This window comes from Paenibacillus solani (genome assembly GCF_050475945.1).
Taxonomy (GTDB): domain Bacteria; phylum Bacillota; class Bacilli; order Paenibacillales; family Paenibacillaceae; genus Paenibacillus_AQ; species Paenibacillus_AQ solani_A.
On sequence record NZ_JBCMXJ010000016.1, the window covers coordinates 1 to 16,572 of the forward strand.

Annotated in this window: 14 protein-coding genes; 2 read left to right on the forward strand and 12 right to left on the reverse strand. The window is 48.0% G+C overall.

Going from position 1 to position 16,572, the window contains the following annotated elements; genetic code table 11:
• The 10 genes from ABEQ74_RS18535 to leuC all read right to left on the reverse strand — a co-directional run.
• A partial coding sequence (locus ABEQ74_RS18535; protein ID WP_430123612.1) for a dynamin family protein occupies positions 1-1,751 on the reverse strand: 1,751 nt, incomplete at its 3' end.
• 237 nt (positions 1,752-1,988) lie between these two features.
• A complete protein-coding gene (locus tag ABEQ74_RS18540; protein WP_054401755.1) occupies positions 1,989-2,270 on the reverse strand; it encodes a hypothetical protein in 282 nt (93 codons plus the stop codon).
• Between the two features lie 248 nt (positions 2,271-2,518).
• On the reverse strand, positions 2,519-3,190 hold the full coding sequence (nth, locus tag ABEQ74_RS18545) for an endonuclease III (protein ID WP_430123613.1): 672 nt from the start codon (positions 3,188-3,190) through the stop codon (positions 2,519-2,521).
• Positions 3,191-3,274: 84 nt separating this feature from the next.
• A complete protein-coding gene (locus ABEQ74_RS18550) occupies positions 3,275-6,004 on the reverse strand; it encodes an S-layer homology domain-containing protein (RefSeq protein WP_430123614.1) in 2,730 nt (909 codons plus the stop codon).
• 75 nt (positions 6,005-6,079) lie between these two features.
• On the reverse strand, positions 6,080-6,673 hold the full coding sequence (locus ABEQ74_RS18555) for a GerMN domain-containing protein (RefSeq protein WP_430123616.1): 594 nt from the start codon (positions 6,671-6,673) through the stop codon (positions 6,080-6,082).
• A gap of 41 nt (positions 6,674-6,714) precedes the next feature.
• Positions 6,715-8,100 carry an N-acetylmuramoyl-L-alanine amidase gene (locus ABEQ74_RS18560; RefSeq protein ID WP_430123617.1) on the reverse strand — a complete coding sequence of 462 codons (1,386 nt, stop codon included), beginning with the start codon at positions 8,098-8,100 and terminating at the stop codon, positions 6,715-6,717.
• A 201-nt stretch (positions 8,101-8,301) separates the two neighbouring features.
• Positions 8,302-8,985 carry a GerMN domain-containing protein gene (locus ABEQ74_RS18565; protein ID WP_430123618.1) on the reverse strand — a complete coding sequence of 228 codons (684 nt, stop codon included), beginning with the start codon at positions 8,983-8,985 and terminating at the stop codon, positions 8,302-8,304.
• A 43-nt stretch (positions 8,986-9,028) separates the two neighbouring features.
• The gene (locus tag ABEQ74_RS18570; RefSeq protein WP_430123619.1) at positions 9,029-10,468 is read right to left on the reverse strand and encodes an N-acetylmuramoyl-L-alanine amidase; all 1,440 of its coding nucleotides are present in this window, start codon (positions 10,466-10,468) and stop codon (positions 9,029-9,031) included.
• Between the two features lie 238 nt (positions 10,469-10,706).
• On the reverse strand, positions 10,707-11,309 hold the full coding sequence (leuD, locus tag ABEQ74_RS18575; protein WP_430123620.1) for a 3-isopropylmalate dehydratase small subunit: 603 nt from the start codon (positions 11,307-11,309) through the stop codon (positions 10,707-10,709).
• Positions 11,310-11,329: 20 nt separating this feature from the next.
• Positions 11,330-12,754, reverse strand: coding sequence for a 3-isopropylmalate dehydratase large subunit (leuC, locus tag ABEQ74_RS18580; RefSeq protein ID WP_430123621.1), 1,425 nt, complete (start codon positions 12,752-12,754; stop codon positions 11,330-11,332).
• A gap of 185 nt (positions 12,755-12,939) precedes the next feature.
• On the opposite strand from leuC, the gene ABEQ74_RS18585 reads away from it, so the two are divergent.
• Positions 12,940-13,875 (forward strand): LysR family transcriptional regulator, encoded by a 936-nt coding sequence (locus ABEQ74_RS18585; RefSeq protein ID WP_430123622.1) that lies wholly within the window; start codon positions 12,940-12,942, stop codon positions 13,873-13,875.
• Between the two features lie 102 nt (positions 13,876-13,977).
• On the opposite strand, the gene ABEQ74_RS18590 is transcribed toward ABEQ74_RS18585, so the two are convergent.
• Both ABEQ74_RS18590 and ABEQ74_RS18595 read right to left on the reverse strand, forming a co-directional pair.
• Entirely contained in the window at positions 13,978-14,163 is a 186-nt protein-coding gene (locus ABEQ74_RS18590; RefSeq protein WP_430123623.1) for a hypothetical protein, read from the reverse strand.
• A 101-nt stretch (positions 14,164-14,264) separates the two neighbouring features.
• Positions 14,265-15,077, reverse strand: coding sequence for a carbon-nitrogen family hydrolase (locus ABEQ74_RS18595; RefSeq protein WP_430123624.1), 813 nt, complete (start codon positions 15,075-15,077; stop codon positions 14,265-14,267).
• 256 nt (positions 15,078-15,333) lie between these two features.
• On the opposite strand from ABEQ74_RS18595, the gene ABEQ74_RS18600 reads away from it, so the two are divergent.
• Entirely contained in the window at positions 15,334-16,533 is a 1,200-nt protein-coding gene (locus ABEQ74_RS18600; protein ID WP_430123625.1) for a pyridoxal phosphate-dependent aminotransferase, read from the forward strand.
• Positions 16,534-16,572: the final 39 nt, after the last annotated feature.

Sequence of the window (16,572 nt, forward strand, 5' to 3'; positions counted from 1 at the left end):
GCCGCCGCCTGCGCAGCGGCGGGGCGGGGCGCTGTGCGCCCGTGCCCCGGCTGCGCCGCTGGGGCACCGCCCGGGGCAGCCGCTGATGCGGGCCGCCCTTCCGGCTCCCTCACCTCCGGCAGGAGGCCCGGAGGGAGGGAGAGGCGCGGCGGGAGCAGCTGTGCCAGCTCTGCCGCGCGGGCGGCTTCCGCCTGCTCCAGTGCTGCATAGCTAGCGGAAGCCGCGGATTGCGCCACAAGCTCAGCGCTCTGGCGTTCCAGCTCTTGCAGACGGACCTCTGCAGCGTCCGTCAACACCTCCTTCAGCCGGTCGGCAAGCGCCAGCACGGCTCGGCGGTAGCTGCCCTTGATTTCCTCAGCCAGCTCCCGGTTATAGTTCAATACATATTCACCGGATACCGTTGCTTCCGGATTCACGGTCCGTGTGATCATCTCTTCACGAACGCCAGGGAGCTCAGCATCCATCAAGCTCTCCCATTCGGTGCTCCACTCCGTATGCTGCTCTACGATTTGGCGGAATGCTGTGCGAAGATGCCAATCGATCTGAGAAGCCGTCTGTTCCTCCAACCGATGATGAAATGCCTCCAGACGACGTTTCCGTTCCTCTTCGGTCTTACCGCCTGAGAACAAGAATCCGACCTTGAAGCCGCTCTTACGACTTTCAAGGAAGGACAGACTTAAATCCCGAACATCGGCAGGGGTCAGATTGGCGTTTGCCAAGAGCGCATCCGCTTCTTTGCGAAGCTCCGCGCGAACGGATTCGGGTAACAGCTGGGCCGATTTCTTCTCCGCATCCAGCTCCTGCATACGCGCTTTCAACGCAGCTGCAGCCTCTTCTCCGCCCATTTCTGCCAGCAGCCGTTCCTTCTCCTCCTGATGGCTGCGGGTGTAAGCCTCCACATGCTGATCGGCAGCATGACGGATGGAGCAGGAAACGCTGTAGCGCAGCAAAGGTTCCTTGCGAGATATCAATTCTCCAATCAGAGACTTGAGCGTCTCCCATTGATTGTACGGATGATCCTTTACTTTAAGGGAGGTACACAGCAATCCCTTATACGTTATTTTCCATTGGGCGAACGCCTTTTTGATATCGTTCAAGTAAGAAGTCAACGATAACTCCCCATCCCGGTGTTTATCGATCTGATTTATGATCAGATAAAGCGGTTTCCCCCAGTCTGACAAACTCTTGGCAAACATTAAATTGCTCTCCGACTGCACATGGTTATAATCCATAACATAAAAAACGATATCTGCCATATGCAATGCGGAATGTGTGGCGAGACGGTGCCCGTCATCGGTGGAATCGACTCCGGGAGTATCCATCAACACGCCGTCTTCTCCGAGCAAAGGTACATCATCCCACACTTCAATCGCTGAATACTCGCGGCCTTCCTTGCAATATTCTGCCAACTGGTCGATCGTCACGGTTAACGGACCGCCGTGTTCGGCTGCCGACCGGTGTATCAGTGCCTGCGGCTCTCCGTTGCGGATTGTAACTACATTCGCACTCGTAGGCACAGGCCCTGACGGCAGCACCTTTTTACCACAGAGTGCATTGATCATACTTGATTTACCTGCGGAAAAGTGACCGCAGAAAGCGAGCGTAAGCTCGCCGCCCGTCCCCTTGCGTATTAAATCCTCCGCCAACGCGGAGGAGGATTCATCATTCCACGTCAAGAATCGATCGCGAACTTCGGTTAGTTCTGTCATGTTATATCCGATTTCATGTTCAGTAATCAGCTTCAACGTCATGTCTCGCTCCTGTCCATTGATCTATCAATATCTGACACAATCTTTTCACATCATTTTATTTTATCACCGCTTGGCTCGTAAAGAAATCATTGTTTCATTCACAAGATGTCTTTATCATCACTTGAGCTTTATTATATGCAAAATGGCAGGCAAGGAGGTAGAACTCCTTGCCTGCCATTTCTTCAAACATATGTGGTGCCGACATCACATTCATAATTAATTTCACTTCAGTATTAATTATGATACGACAGTTGTGTCCTCTGCAGGGATCAGAATTTCAAATACGTTTCCGTGCTGCAGAATAGTCAAACCGCGGGATTTATCGCGCATGACAACCACTTCCGGCTTCTGAGACATCCGCTCCAAATAATGCTCGGGAGCATCTCCGGAATGGCTGAACGTTACGCCTTCGATTTCTTGCTCTTCATTCTCATTCAGTTGGTTTTGATTCTCCACCACATGTTCAAAAATATCGGAGAACAACTCAAAGTTGTCGGTGTATACGGAGATGCATTTCATGTGTAATCCCATCCTCTTTTTAGTTTGGCTTATTCCGTTTCAAATTACCGTCTTGTTGTCCCCCAGAAGTATCGACATTTCGATCACTTTTATTTCCAGATCCCCATTCCCTGTCTGGCAGGTTTAGAAATCCGGAGACAAAGGCGAGCGCTGCACCTTATGCCAGTCTGTCCCATTTGTTTGTGACTTAACAAGCGATGTCTTTCTTAAATCGGATAAACCTTTCTTTTGTCTATTTTTTGCCCGTTTTACGGTTGTTCCTTATTCTTCCTGACTGCTAAAGTTTTCATACGTTTTTTTCCTTCACGGCATACATCCAGTAACGGGCAGACCGGACATTGCGGATTTTGAGCCTTACAGTGGTACCTTCCGAAGAAAATGATCCGATGATGTGTCAGGGTCCATTCATCCCGCGGCACGCGCTTCATCAGCTTCTTCTCCACCTCCAGGACGGAGTCTTTCCAGGCTGCCAAGCCAAGTCGCTTGGAAACACGCTCCACATGCGTGTCGACCGCTATCGCAGGCACACCAAAAGCATTGGAAACGACGACATTGGCCGTTTTGCGTCCAACGCCCGGTAACTTGACCAGCTCATCATGAGCCTCGGGCACTTCACCGCCATACTGTTCAATCAGAATACTGCACAAACGCTGAATATGTTTGGCTTTATTCCGATATAACCCGATTCGTCTGATATCCTGCTCAAGCTCCTCAATCGGTACCGATACATAATCCAAAGGCGTTTTGTATTTCTGAAACAGGTCCTTTGTCACTTTGTTCACTGTTTCATCCGTGCACTGGGCGGACAGCAGCACGGCGATGGTCAGCTCAAACGCATTGCTGTGATTGAGTTCACAATGTGCATCCGGAAACATGCTCTCCATCGTATCCAAAATATGCCGTACCGTTGCCGCATTCATATGATTTCCCTCCTGCAAAAAAAAATCTTGATGCGGGAATCCCCGCATCAAGACGGTGTTTTAGAGTAATCCCCAGGTAAATACCTACTGTTTTACAATCTCTACAACGACACCGTTGTTTAAGTACAGTACAATATTATCATTTTCCTTGAGGGATTGCACGGACAAAGTCGTGTCACCTTGATGAACAAATACGTTACTGGACAGGTTGAACCGGAAATTATCGTTCATCGAATTGCGCTTCACTTGAATTTCCGTTTGGTTCGCCTGCCAGAATGGACGCTCTACCTTGTCCAGAACCTGAATGATCGTAACACCCTGCGTATCCTTTCGGATCTCGACGCGATCACCTGAAATAATTGGGCTCAGATTCGACGCAGTGGATCCGTTCTTAATGACTTTAACACCCGCGCCTCCACCGAAACTCTGGCTATTGCCCGAATAGTCCTTTAACGTCAACACCTGACCCGAAGGATCTACACCCGTAACCTCACCAAGCGTCAGCTTGACCTCAGCTACAGACACCGCTGTTAAGCCCTGGAACGTAATTTGGACCAGTGTACCAGGACGGAGGTCAGCCAGTAGAATGGCTTGTCCGTTCTCTCCAGCCAATGTAGCTTTGTCAGTATAAATATCGCTTGTAGTACCGTTCGCTTTTACCCGAATTCGGTTCTTCAACGGTTCTGTGAATACAACCTCGAATTGGGCCGCAGTTTTGACCTTCAAGCTCTGCAAGTACTCCTGATTGCTGGCGAGCTGGGCAGATACTTCGTCACCAATACGTACATCAGCTAACGAAGCATTCGATTTGCCGAAAATCTCAACTTTCATCAAACCGTTGTACGGTACTTCTTCTACCTTCCCGTTTGCAGTCAATACCGAAATCGACATTTTGGAAGTATTAATATTGCTGATTTTTCCTTCAACTTTATATACTACTTCAAGTGAAAGTGCACGGGTGCCGATCAGCGAGACGCTGACTTTACGGCCTGCGCCAAGCAGAGGTTCCACTTTATCCAGCGTCACTCCGTTGCTTGACTCGAACTTCGTCTTGTTATCTAAGACAATAACCCGAGGCTGGTTATCGGTATCTTTGACTGTAAGCCAATGCGTTTTTGGATCATAGTTCACGATGGTTACCGCGTCCAGCTGCTCCATCTGGCGACCCGTTACTTCGATCTTGGTAACCTGTTCTTCGCCATTGATGGTCAGCGTCACTTGATCTCCAGATACAGCGTCCGCGAGCAAATCGCTCAGAACAGGTTTCGCCACACCGCTCATAATGATTTCCGGCTTTTCAACCAAAAATTTCGTTTCAAGCTGAGCACTGCCACTGCGCTTGTACGTAATGGTTTTTCCGTTCTCTTCAACAGAGTACAGCATCGCTTGCACCATCCGATCGACGCTTTGCGTAACCTCTATCAACTGCACAACGCTGTTCTTCACCGTAAAGTTGACAGTGAAACCATTCTTGAGCTCCGCAGGAGTCAATATTTGATTCTGATAGCGAATAACGGTTGCATCATCCCATGTATACGTATCCTCATAACCGGAACTATCCTTAAGTGTAACTTTTTTGTTCGCCGTATCCACGTTTTGGACGACGCCAGTTCCCGTTTTGTTAACCAAACCGCTCTTTACGCGGATCGATACAATTTTCTTCTGCGGGCTGTACGTCTCGCGCTCAATCGTAAGCAGACTGCCTGCGGCAAGCGTCTTCGGATCGATTTTGACACCGTTCTGGTCCAGGAACACCGTGCTTGGATCATAACTTAGCTCCTCAAATGTGCTGCCAGTATCAAGCCAAATCAAGTTGTTCGGCGACAAACGGGCGTATGTACTGTCAAACCGCTCCACTTGCTGAGTAGCATCCGTAACTTCCAGGTATGCAGCAGTGCCATTGTTTACGATGACCACAGCTTGGGTATAAGGAAGAATATCCGAGGATTGCAATCTTTTCTCTGAATCCGATGAAAAATATGCAGTAGATGCATCCAGCTTGAAGGAATGCAGCTTTCCATCCGCATACAATTCTAATTTGCCGTTCTCGATAGAGGCGATGGAACCTTTAAACTGATTCTCGTAATTCGTATTAATATAGGCTTGGGCACGGCTAAAAAACGTAGCAAGCTGAGCACGTGTAACAGCCCCTTGCGGATCAAATTTATTGCCGTTCACGCCTTTTGCAAGGCCTAGCTCAACTGCTATATTGACGTATCCCAATCGATCTGGGGATATCTTGGCATTGTCCGCAAAGCCTGTCGCTTTATTCTTGGCTGCATTAGCCTCCGTGGTGCGTCCAATGGAACGTACAAGCACTTCAGTTATCCATTCCCGGGATGCTTTCTGCGCGCCCCAGATGACTTTTTCATCCGTGTATCCGGACTCTTTTTGCTTGTCGAGCAGGTTTTGCTGAAAAGCCAGTTCTACATACTTGGTAAAATAATCATTTACTTTAATATTTGTCGGTAATGTCGCAGCGCCGCTGCTTAATTGATCCTGCATACTTAAGAATCGGATCGCCATAGTTACAGCTTCCTGCTGCGTTACAGGATCATTCGGGCGAAACTTTCCGTTATTCCCGGTTACGATCCCCTGTGCTGCTAATTGGTAAATATACTTTTCTCCCCAATAACCGGCACTCACGTCACTGAATACGTTAGTTGGTGTCTGGGTTGCATTCGCTGCACTCGTACTTGTCGCTGATTCATCTGCCGAGACAAGCGAAGCGCCGCCTCCGAAAGCTATAAGTCCAGCCATGACGGCGGAGACCACTTTTTTGGAATGAACATGTTTGCTGTGTCTTAGTACCATTTTCTTTCCCCTTTCAATAACTACTGCTTCATCTACTAGTATTCGACAGCAGAACGTGATCTCCTTCAACCATCATTACCGAGTCATTGGATACTCTAGATCGACATGTCCCATCAATGATTCAGCCTGCTGTCCATCAACCAGAAGTTGAATGGATTTAACCTCGTCAAACTGGAAGAAGGTTTTCTTGATCGCATCGATCGCAAAAGCCTCTCCGCCTGCGCCTAGATTGGCCTCATCGGGAACATGAACGTCTATCGTAATAGTCCCGTTTTCGAATTTCAACGATTTCATTTCGATTTTTTCCCAGAGAGGAATCATGCCTTGATTATCACTTTTCTGTAACGTTTGATAAGCAGCTTCGTATTTGTCCTGATCTTCCTTGTACGATATGTTCGCTGTCCCCTCTACCAGCTCCATTACATCTGGATCCGTGTAATAGGATTTAATGCTTTCCGTTTTCGTTTCAGGCTTCGTTACATCCGTACCCGTGGAAGCTCCACCCGCCCCGCTAGTAGGGTCTTCATTCCCCTGACCCGTCTGACCACCAGGTGCTGGTGTCACTTGTTCAGGCGTATTGTCGGGAGCTGCTCCGGGCTTCTGTCCGCAGCCTGCACTAACCAGCATCACAGCTGCCAATAAGCCGATTGACCAAAATTTTCTATTCAAAAGTAGCCACCTCCTGCAATCACGATAACTTTGTCGTATCGTTAATCAACCTTCAGATATGTTTTAATACCTCTGACAATAGCCTCTGCTACGCGATCCTGAGTCGCCGAATCAAACAGCTTGCTCTCATCATTCTTGTTGCTCAGGAATCCAATTTCCAGTAGTGAACCTGGCATCGTTGTCTCGCGAATCACATGGAAATTCCCGAATCTCACTCCGCGGTCCTTTAAACCAACCGCCTTGACGATTTCTTTATGGAGTGCGTTTGCCAGCGCTTTGTCAGATTCATGGTAATAATACGTTTCGGTTCCGCTTGCAGTCGAAGGGCCGCTATTCGCATGTATCGATATAAATACATCTGCCTTCAGGCTGTTCGCAATCTTCGCACGTTCCTTCAGCTCAAGGAAAGTATCGGTAGTGCGAGTCATAACGACTTCGATATTCTTCTCCTTGGCCAGCAGCTTCTCAACCTTGAGGGCCATCGCTAAATTGAAATCTTTCTCCTTTTTCTTCGTCGCCCCTAATGTTCCCGGGTCGTGAGCCCCGTGTCCCGCGTCAATGACCACGAGTTTCTTCCCGCTTGTTCCAGGTGACGGGGTAGGGTTGGAGGTCGCATTCAAATCAACAACGAGGAGGCCTGAACCATCCTCAAGTCCTGAGACGGCATAATTTTTGGCGTAATTGAGATCAATGACAATGCGAACAGTCATCGGATTAGTATCGTACAGGGAGTAACGGACAGCTTGTACATCCGGATATCCTGATACTGAAAATTGTCCGTTCTTGTTGATCTCATCAAAATTGTTGTTGCTGCCAAATGTGTCCGAGAACTTCGCATTCACCATATCAATGACGATACGGTCCGGATTGCTCAACTTCGATACATTGGCTTTCGCATTGCCTGTAACAGCTACTAATAATCTGTTCTCGTCGAAGACAAGACCGTCTACGGTAGCAGCGTTGGAGCCAGTCGTTTCATCAGGGTTGAATTCACCGTAAGTTGATGTAAGATAAACCGCCTTTTGCGCATTATCCCATCGTACTTGAAGGCCCATTTGCTCACTTACGAAGCGGATAGGGACTAATGTCGTTCCGCCGCGCAGAACAGGTGCATTGGTCATTTGTACCGATTGACCGTTAATGTCAGCAAGCCGGTTTCCGACCACCATCGTAACATTTTGCGACCCGTCCTGGACTGTGACCGTCTTCGTCGCCTTGTTCCAGCCAACGTTAAATCCGAGATTTTCGGAGATTACCCTGATTGGAACCATGACAGTACCGTTGTTGTTCTCCACCTTCACGCCAGATGACAGATTGATTTGTTGACCATCCAGGTAAATCTTTGCGTTGTACGAACTCGCATCCGCCACTTTAGGAAACGCAATCATGATGACAACCAGAAACATTAAAAAACCGAACTTCTTCATCCTTCACCCCTACCATCCTATTATTTTGCCATAGATTGGCGTTTCTTAACTCGGCCTGTCCGACATTACCTGACAACCTATAGACGCCAAGGCTCAATAAAAGTTGCGAAAATGTTCCCCTTTTACCAAAAAAACACCTATTTCGAATATCGAAATAGGTGTTTAGTCCTTCGTATGTTTTTCGTCACTAGTTCTTTGTGACTAATTTCGGACCATTGGGTGCTCTAACTCAACATGTCCCATCAAACTTTCAATCTGCTGACCATCGACCAACAACTCAAGAGATTTGACTTCCTCAAACTGGAAGAATGTTTTCTGCAAAGCCTCAATCGCAAACATTTCGCCACCCGACCCGAGATTAGCCTCATCGGGTTTTGTAATATCCAGTGTTAATGCTCCACTATCAAACTTAATAGAATTCAGTTTAATCTTATCCGACCACAACGGATTAAGTTGTGCATCGTCACTCTTTTGCAGTTCTTCAAAGGCTCTCTTAAATTTATCTTCTTCGCCCGAATAGGCAATCTCTCTGTTTGTCTCTTTCAGATCCATGACTTCTGGATCCGTATAATAGAGTTTGATCTGAGCTTTCTTGGTATCAGTATTTGTGGCTTTTACATTGGTTTCAGCTGAAGTGGCCGTATTTTCCCCAGCTGTTTGCTGTGGAAGAGCTTCACCGCCCTTGTTAGCATTCACTGCGGTGTCTTCAACTTTCTCATTATCCAAGACCGCTGTTTCATCCGTTTCATTCGTCGTCGTTTCCACTTGTTCTGCTGCATTATCCGGACTTGTCCCAGCGGGGGCAGCAGCCGGCTTCTGACCACAGCCAGCACTAAAGACCAGCATCAACGACAGCAATCCTGTCATCCAATATTTTTTATTCATCCCTTACGTCCCCCTCCTCAATGATCCAAAACCGCTAAGCACATCATTGTATATTAAGATATTCTTTTATACCCGCTACAATACCTTGTGCAACACGATTCTGGAAATCGTCATTAAACAACTGGGCTTCGTCACCCTTGTTGCTCAAAAATCCAATCTCGAGCAGGACGGCCGGCATCGTTGTTTCTCTTGTAACATGAAGATTGCTGTACTTCGCGCTGCGATCCTTCAAACCGGTCGCTTTGATCAGATGTTTATGCATGATATTCGCCAAGGATTTGCTTGAATCCCTCGTATACAGAGTTTCGGTACCACTCGGACTGCTGACAGTGCTGCTGTTAGCGTGAATGGACACAAAAATATCAGCATTCAGGTTATTTGCAATCTTCACGCGATCACTAAGTTCAAGATGAGAATCATCGGTGCGAGTCATCACAACATTTATATCTTTCTCTTTCTTCAGAAGTGCTTCAACCTTCAGCGAAAGATCCAAATTGAATGCTTTCTCTTTAATACCCGAAAGGCTGACCGATCCCGGTTTGATTCCACCATGTCCCGGATCGATTACAACCGTTTTCTTGCCGTTACTGGTTATTGGAGGAACAGGAGGGACGAGGACGTCTCCTTCAACGTTCAGATCAACCATAATAATACCTGATTCATTGCTAACAGCATAATGCTTGGGCCCAGTGAGATCCATCACGATCCGCACGGTCGACGGATTATCGCTAAACAGGGCATACCGCACCTTTGTAACGTCTGAATAATCACTGATTGCGATCTCACCACTGCCTTGTACATTCCCTGCATGTCCATCCAGGAACGAAGATGCGAAGACGGTATTGGGAAGATCAATCACAATCCGGTCCGGTCCCGTTATGCTGGATACTTTCGGCTGGACATTACCTTCGGTAGCGATCATTAACCGGTTATCGCTAAAGCTAAGTCCGATCAAAGCAGATTCATATGATGAATCGACGGATGGAGGTGTTTGACTATCAGGTACCACTTCGGTTTGCGGAACAGTTACAACTTCCTCAGCAGCAGGCGGGACTGAGCTGGAAAGGAAAACGGATTTCATCTGATTATCCCATTTCACATCGAGCCCCATCTGCTCACTCACAAACCGAAGCGGAACGAGGGTTGTTTTCCCGTCCAACACAGGGGCCAGATTCAATTCAACCTGGGTCCCGTTCATTTCAGCAAGCTGGCTGCCAACCACCATACGGACAGCCTTCTGGCTGTTCTCAACCGTTACGGTTTGACTGATCTTCTCCCAGCCTACCTTGAAACCAAGATTCTCAGATACTACGCGTATCGGAATCATTACATTGCCCTTCATGTTGGCTACGTGGACACCCGAAGACAAATTCAACTGTTCCCCATCCAGATAAATGTTCGCGCTTGAAGAACTCGCCTCCAGATTTTTTGGAAACGCTAGCAAGAAGACGATCAACATCATTACAAACCCTAGCTTCTTCATGAATCCTCCTCGTTCATCCCATGTTTGATTTTGGAAAAGCAATCTAGCATAAATCGATACTACAAATATGTGAATCAGTATTTCCCCGCATCTAATGCCGAACAAATACTGACATAAAACGCTTTGCTTCTATCTACCTTTGCATATTAATTCCATAATACCAAAAAAAACTTCCATTTCCTACATCGGAAATGGAAGTTTAATAATCTTGTAAACTTTTGTTGAGTGATTTGCGAGATTAAGCGAACAGACGATCGTTGTGTTTCTTCTCATAAGCATCAATCGCACTTTCATGCTGAAGCGTCAAACCGATGTCGTCCAAACCTTGAAGCAGAAACTGACGGCGATGCTCGTCAAGATCGAAATCAATATGAAGCCCTTGATCATCCGTAATCGTTTTGCTCTCCAGATCCACGTTTAGCTGATACCCTTCGTTTGCTTCAGTACGCTGGAATAACTCTTCCACCTGTTCTTCCGACAACTTGATCGGCAAAATCCCGTTCTTGAAGCAGTTATTATAAAATATATCCGCAAAAGACGGAGCGATGACAACGCGGAATCCGTAATCAAGAATCGCCCAAGGTGCGTGTTCACGGGATGAACCGCAGCCAAAGTTCGCGCGGGAGATCAGAACTGTCGAGCCCTGGTAACGAGGCTGATTCAGCGAGAAGCTGTCAATGTTGCCTCCCTCTTCATCAAACCGCCATTCGTAAAACAGAAACTGTCCAAACCCTGTGCGTTCGATCCGTTTCAAAAATTGCTTCGGAATAATTGCGTCTGTATCTACATTCACCCGGTCCACGGGTGCAACTAAGCCTTTTAATGTTGTAAATGCTTGCATATCCTTCTCCTCCGTCCTTCTTAGCTCACAACTTCTTCAGTTGCAAAGTTCCAGTCACGTACATCCACGAAGCGTCCTTTAACCGCAGCAGCCGCTGCCATTGCCGGCGATACGAGATGTGTTCTGCCCCCGCGGCCCTGGCGTCCCTCGAAGTTACGGTTGGATGTGGAAGCGCAGCGCTGTCCAGGCTTGAGCACGTCCGGGTTCATTGCCAGACACATACTGCAGCCTGCTTCACGCCATTCAAATCCGGCTTCAACGAAAATTTTGTCAAGTCCTTCTTTCTCGGCCTGAATCTTCACTCGGCCCGATCCCGGTACGACGATGGCTGTCACATTGCTGGACACTTTATGTCCTTTTGCAACAGCAGCAGCAGCACGCAGATCCTCAATACGCCCATTCGTGCAGGAACCGATAAATACATAATCAATCGGAATCTCTGCCATCGGGGTGCCAGGTACCAGATCCATATACTCCAAAGCTTTCTCAGCAGCCTTGCGCTCGTTCTCCGTCTTGAAGTCTGCAGGATTCGGAACCGTGGAGGAAATGTCTGTACCCATGCCCGGGCTCGTACCCCAAGTCACTTGAGGAATCAGGGATTCCACGTCGAACTCAACCACAGTGTCAAACTCGGCGCCTTCGTCTGTTACAAGCTCTTTCCATGCTGCAACTGCAGCATCAAAAGCTTCGCCCTGCGGCACGTACTGGCGTCCGCGCAAGTATTCAAATGTGGTTTCGTCCGGAGCGATCATACCCGCTCTAGCTCCACCTTCAATGGACATGTTGCACACGGTCATGCGCTCTTCCATGGACAGCTCGCGAATGGCTTCGCCTGTGTATTCAATAACATAGCCCGTAGCAAAGTCTGTTCCGTATTTCGCAATTACGCCAAGGATCATGTCCTTCGCAGTTACGCCCGGATTGCGGTGACCGACAAAACGCACTTCCATCGTTTTTGCCTTCGCCTGTTGCAGACATTGAGTTGCCAGAACATGTTCTACTTCACTCGTGCCGATACCAAATGCAAGCGCACCGAAAGCACCATGAGTGGAAGTATGGCTATCGCCACAAACAATCGTTTTGCCCGGATGCGTCAAGCCAAGTTCAGGTCCCATGACGTGTACAACACCTTGATCAATTGTATCCAGATCATAGAGAGTAACGCCGAAATCCTGACAGTTCTTGGTCAGTGTATCAATTTGCTGTTTCGAGATCGGATCAGTGATGTTAAAGCGGTCTTTCGTAGGTACGTTGTGGTCCATCGTTGCAAACGTCAATTCAGGACGGCGTACTTTGCGGCCGCTGAGACGCAGGCCCTCAAATGCTTGCGGGGAGGTCACCTCGTGCACCAAATGCAGGTCGATGTATAAAATCCCCGGTTTACCTTCTTCTTGATGAATCACGTGGTTATCCCAAATTTTCTCGAACATTGTCTTCTTACTCATCATAATCACCCCATTGTTCTTTACGTCCATGAGAAGATAATTGCTTGGATCTTCTTCACGTGAAGAGGAAGATCTACAACGCATCATCTTTACGTTGATAGTAATATATCATTTCCTTCTTCATTGTTCCAAGATATAATATCTATAAATGTAATAGGATTCAGCTATAGTGGAGTGATGCTTAAATGGAATTAAGACAACTGCAATATACACTACAAATCGCTGCGGATCGGAATTTCTCTCGCGCTGCCGAGAAACTTCATATTGCCCAGCCTTCCTTAAGCCAGCAGCTCTCGAAACTGGAGAAGGAGCTTGGCGTCATGCTGTTCCAGCGAAACACAAGCAGTGTGGAGCTTACCCATGCCGGGGCCAGCTTTGTCGAGCACGCCCAGAAGATTATGGACGCTGTCGAGCAATTGAAGCAGGAGATGTCGGATATTTCGCAGCTCCGCAAGGGAAAAGTTGTTGTCGGCAGCATGCCGATAACAGGTTCTCATCTGCTGCCTAGAGTACTGCCCGCTTTTAAAAAAGGATATCCGGATATTGAGATCACCCTTCTGGAAGACTCCTCCTTAAACTTGGAGAAGCTGACGGCCAGCGGTAAGGCCGATCTGAGCCTGCTCGCGCTTCCGCTATCCGAACCGTCACTGTCCTGGATTCCTATCGGCGAGGAGATGATCGATTTAGCCGTTCCACCGCAGCATCGGCTTGCACTGCGTGCAGCCGCTGATCCCGTTCGCCCCATTACCATAGATGAGCTCCGGGATGAAGCATTTGTCGTACTAAAGAAGGGGCAGGGCTTTCGTAAGCTGACCTTTGATATTTGCCGTGAAGCCGGCTTTGAGCCGAACGTTGTCTTTGAGAGCAACAACATTGAGACCCTCCAATCCCTAGTCGCTACGGGGATGGGAATTACGCTCGTGCCTCGTTTTATCGCCAGGGCCAAACGCAGCGAGTTTATCCCGGTATACTTGCCGCTTGCTGACCCGGTTCCCAGCCGTACGCTGGTTGTTGCATATCGTGATGGCCGCTATCTGTCCAAAGCGGCTGATGCGTTCATCGATACCTTCAAACAGGTCATGGACCATCTCGTAGTTGAAAGTATAAGAAATCATGACTGAACAGAACACGCATAAAGAGGCTCAGCCAAAGTCTGTACTCAACTTGGCTGAGCCTCTTTTTGTCGTTATGTCTAACAATGTGGTGCGCATCTCTAGATCAAACTATTTGCGCAAATTCTGCTTATCAATCATTCGGTTCTGTTCATCGGCGGTACGGGATTGATCATGCAGTGATTCGTTCTTGCTGTTGTTCTCTCCCACGACCTGCTCAACAAAACTGCGGAATTGATCTTTCTGCTCTTGTTCCTGCTCATTGTTTCGGCTGTCGAATTGGTTGTTCTCTGCCATGATTCTAAGCCTCCTCTCAGACGGATTACCCTTAGTATACCCGTCAATGCGCAGTTGAAACTTTACTTTGAACGTTTAGAGACGCTCGTCCCTATGAGCATTTACTTAAAATATAAATTGGGCCGGCGGTCTTCAAATACCGGGATACGCCCTCTCACTTCATCCGGAAGATTGCAGTCGATCGTTCCGGTCAGGATCACTTCCTGATCATCGCCTTCCACAATAACTTCTCCCCAAGGATCGATGATCATCGAATGGCCGAAGAAATCCGTATCACCACTAGTGCCTACTCGGTTGCAAGCTACCACATACATTTGATTCTCAATCGCTCTGGCCATAAGCAAAGTTCTCCAGTGATGCAGACGCGGGTGCGGCCATTGTGCAGGCACGAACAGTACTTGAGCATCAGCCAGCGCAAGTGTCCGCATAAATTCCGGGAATCGAATATCATAACAGATGGAGGCACCTGCCTTGATCTGCTCCAAATCAAAGGTCACCGTATGCTGACCAGCCTCCAGATGTTTCTCTTCATCCATAAGACGGAACAGATGAATCTTGGAATATTTGGCGACCTGTTCCCCATCACGGTTGAAGACATACATCGTGTTATATATCCGGTCCTCCACGCGTTCAGCTACAGAACCACCAACAATCTGAATGCGGTGTTCTTTCGCAAACTCGCTCAGCATGCGGGAAGTTTCTTGTCCCATGGGATCAGCGATATTCTGAATCTGATCCAGCGCGTACCCTGTATTCCACAATTCCGGCAGCACGATCACGTCCGGCTTCGTATTTGCGCTTGCAGCCTTTTTCATCATGTCCAGCATTTTATTCATATTGGCTTTTACGTTACCTATCTCAATATCAGCTTGGATAAGGGCGATATTCATTGGTGCTTCAGCTTTTGCAGTCATCTTACAGCCTCCTGTTATCGGTTTGAATCCATAAGGATAGCGTAAAAGAGATCGTACCATTATGGATACCGCTTCCTTTTTACGGATTTATCCGACTCGATATGTCCTCATCATAGCCTCACTGGCACAGCTGCCGCAATACCTAAAGCTGTATCTCCCTCTATACACCTCTGATAAATCGTGTTAAATTAATCCTGATTGTTTCCCATATTAGACTTACTGGAGCGCAAATAGATAACGGAGTGATGAACCTGCGATGAACAACAAATTAAATGAATTCCACATAGAACCCGCTGAGATTATGTCCCAGCTGCCAACGCAATTTTTTGCAACTTTGGTTTCCAAAGTAAATCGACAAGTGGAACAAGGACATGATGTGATTAACCTGGGGCAAGGTAATCCCGATCAACCTACGCCGCCCCATATTATTGCCAGCCTGAAAGAAGCGGCCGACAATCCGCTGTTTCATAAATATTCACCATTTACCGGGTTTTCTTTTCTTAAAGAGGCCATTGCCAAGCGGTATAAGGAAGACTATAACGTAGATCTGGACCCGGAGACGGAAGTAGCCATCATATTCGGAGGAAAAACCGGTCTGGTAGAGCTGCCTCAAGTTCTGCTAAATCCTGGTGATGTGTGTCTGGTACCTGACCCCGGTTACCCGGATTACTGGTCAGGGGTCGCGCTTGCCCGAGCCCAGATGAAGTTCATGCCACTAACCGCGGATCATCAGTTCCTTCCTGATTATGATGCCATATCACCAGCAGACAGAGAGAAAGCGAAACTGATGTTCTTGAATTATCCGAATAATCCGACGTCTGCCGTCGCTCCTTTATCCTTTTATGAGGACACGGTGGCTTTCGCCGCTGAGCACAACATTGTCGTAGCAAGTGATTTTGCCTATGGTGCGATTGGGTTTGATGGCGATCGTCCGGTCAGCTTCCTGCAAGCGGAAGGAGCCAAAGAAGTTGGCGTAGAGTTTTATACTCTTTCCAAAACCTACAATATGGCCGGATGGCGTGTTGGGTTCGCCCTGGGGAACAAAAAAATCATCTCGCTGATCAATATGCTGCAGGATCACATCTATGTCAGCCTGTTCGGCGGCATCCAGGCGGCAGCAGCAACGGCTCTTACATCCTCTCAAGATTGTGTTGATGCACTGGTCGGGCGTTATCAATCAAGACGAGATGCCTTCTATGGAGCCCTCTCTGAAATCGGCTGGAAAGCCAAGAAACCGGCAGGCTCCTTCTTCTGCTGGCTGCCTGTGCCCGAGGGCTTTACCTCGGTATCCTTCGCCGACCTTCTCCTCGAGGAAGCCAAGGTTGCTGTGGCGCCGGGTGTCGGGTTTGGCAATCATGGAGAGGGCTATGTCCGTGTTGGCCTCTTAAGCACTGAAGAACGGATGAAGGAAGCTGCCTATCGAATAGGCAGACTAAATCTGTTCAACCGAACCTAATTCCTTTTGAAAAAAACAAACTGATGTGCTATTCTTGCT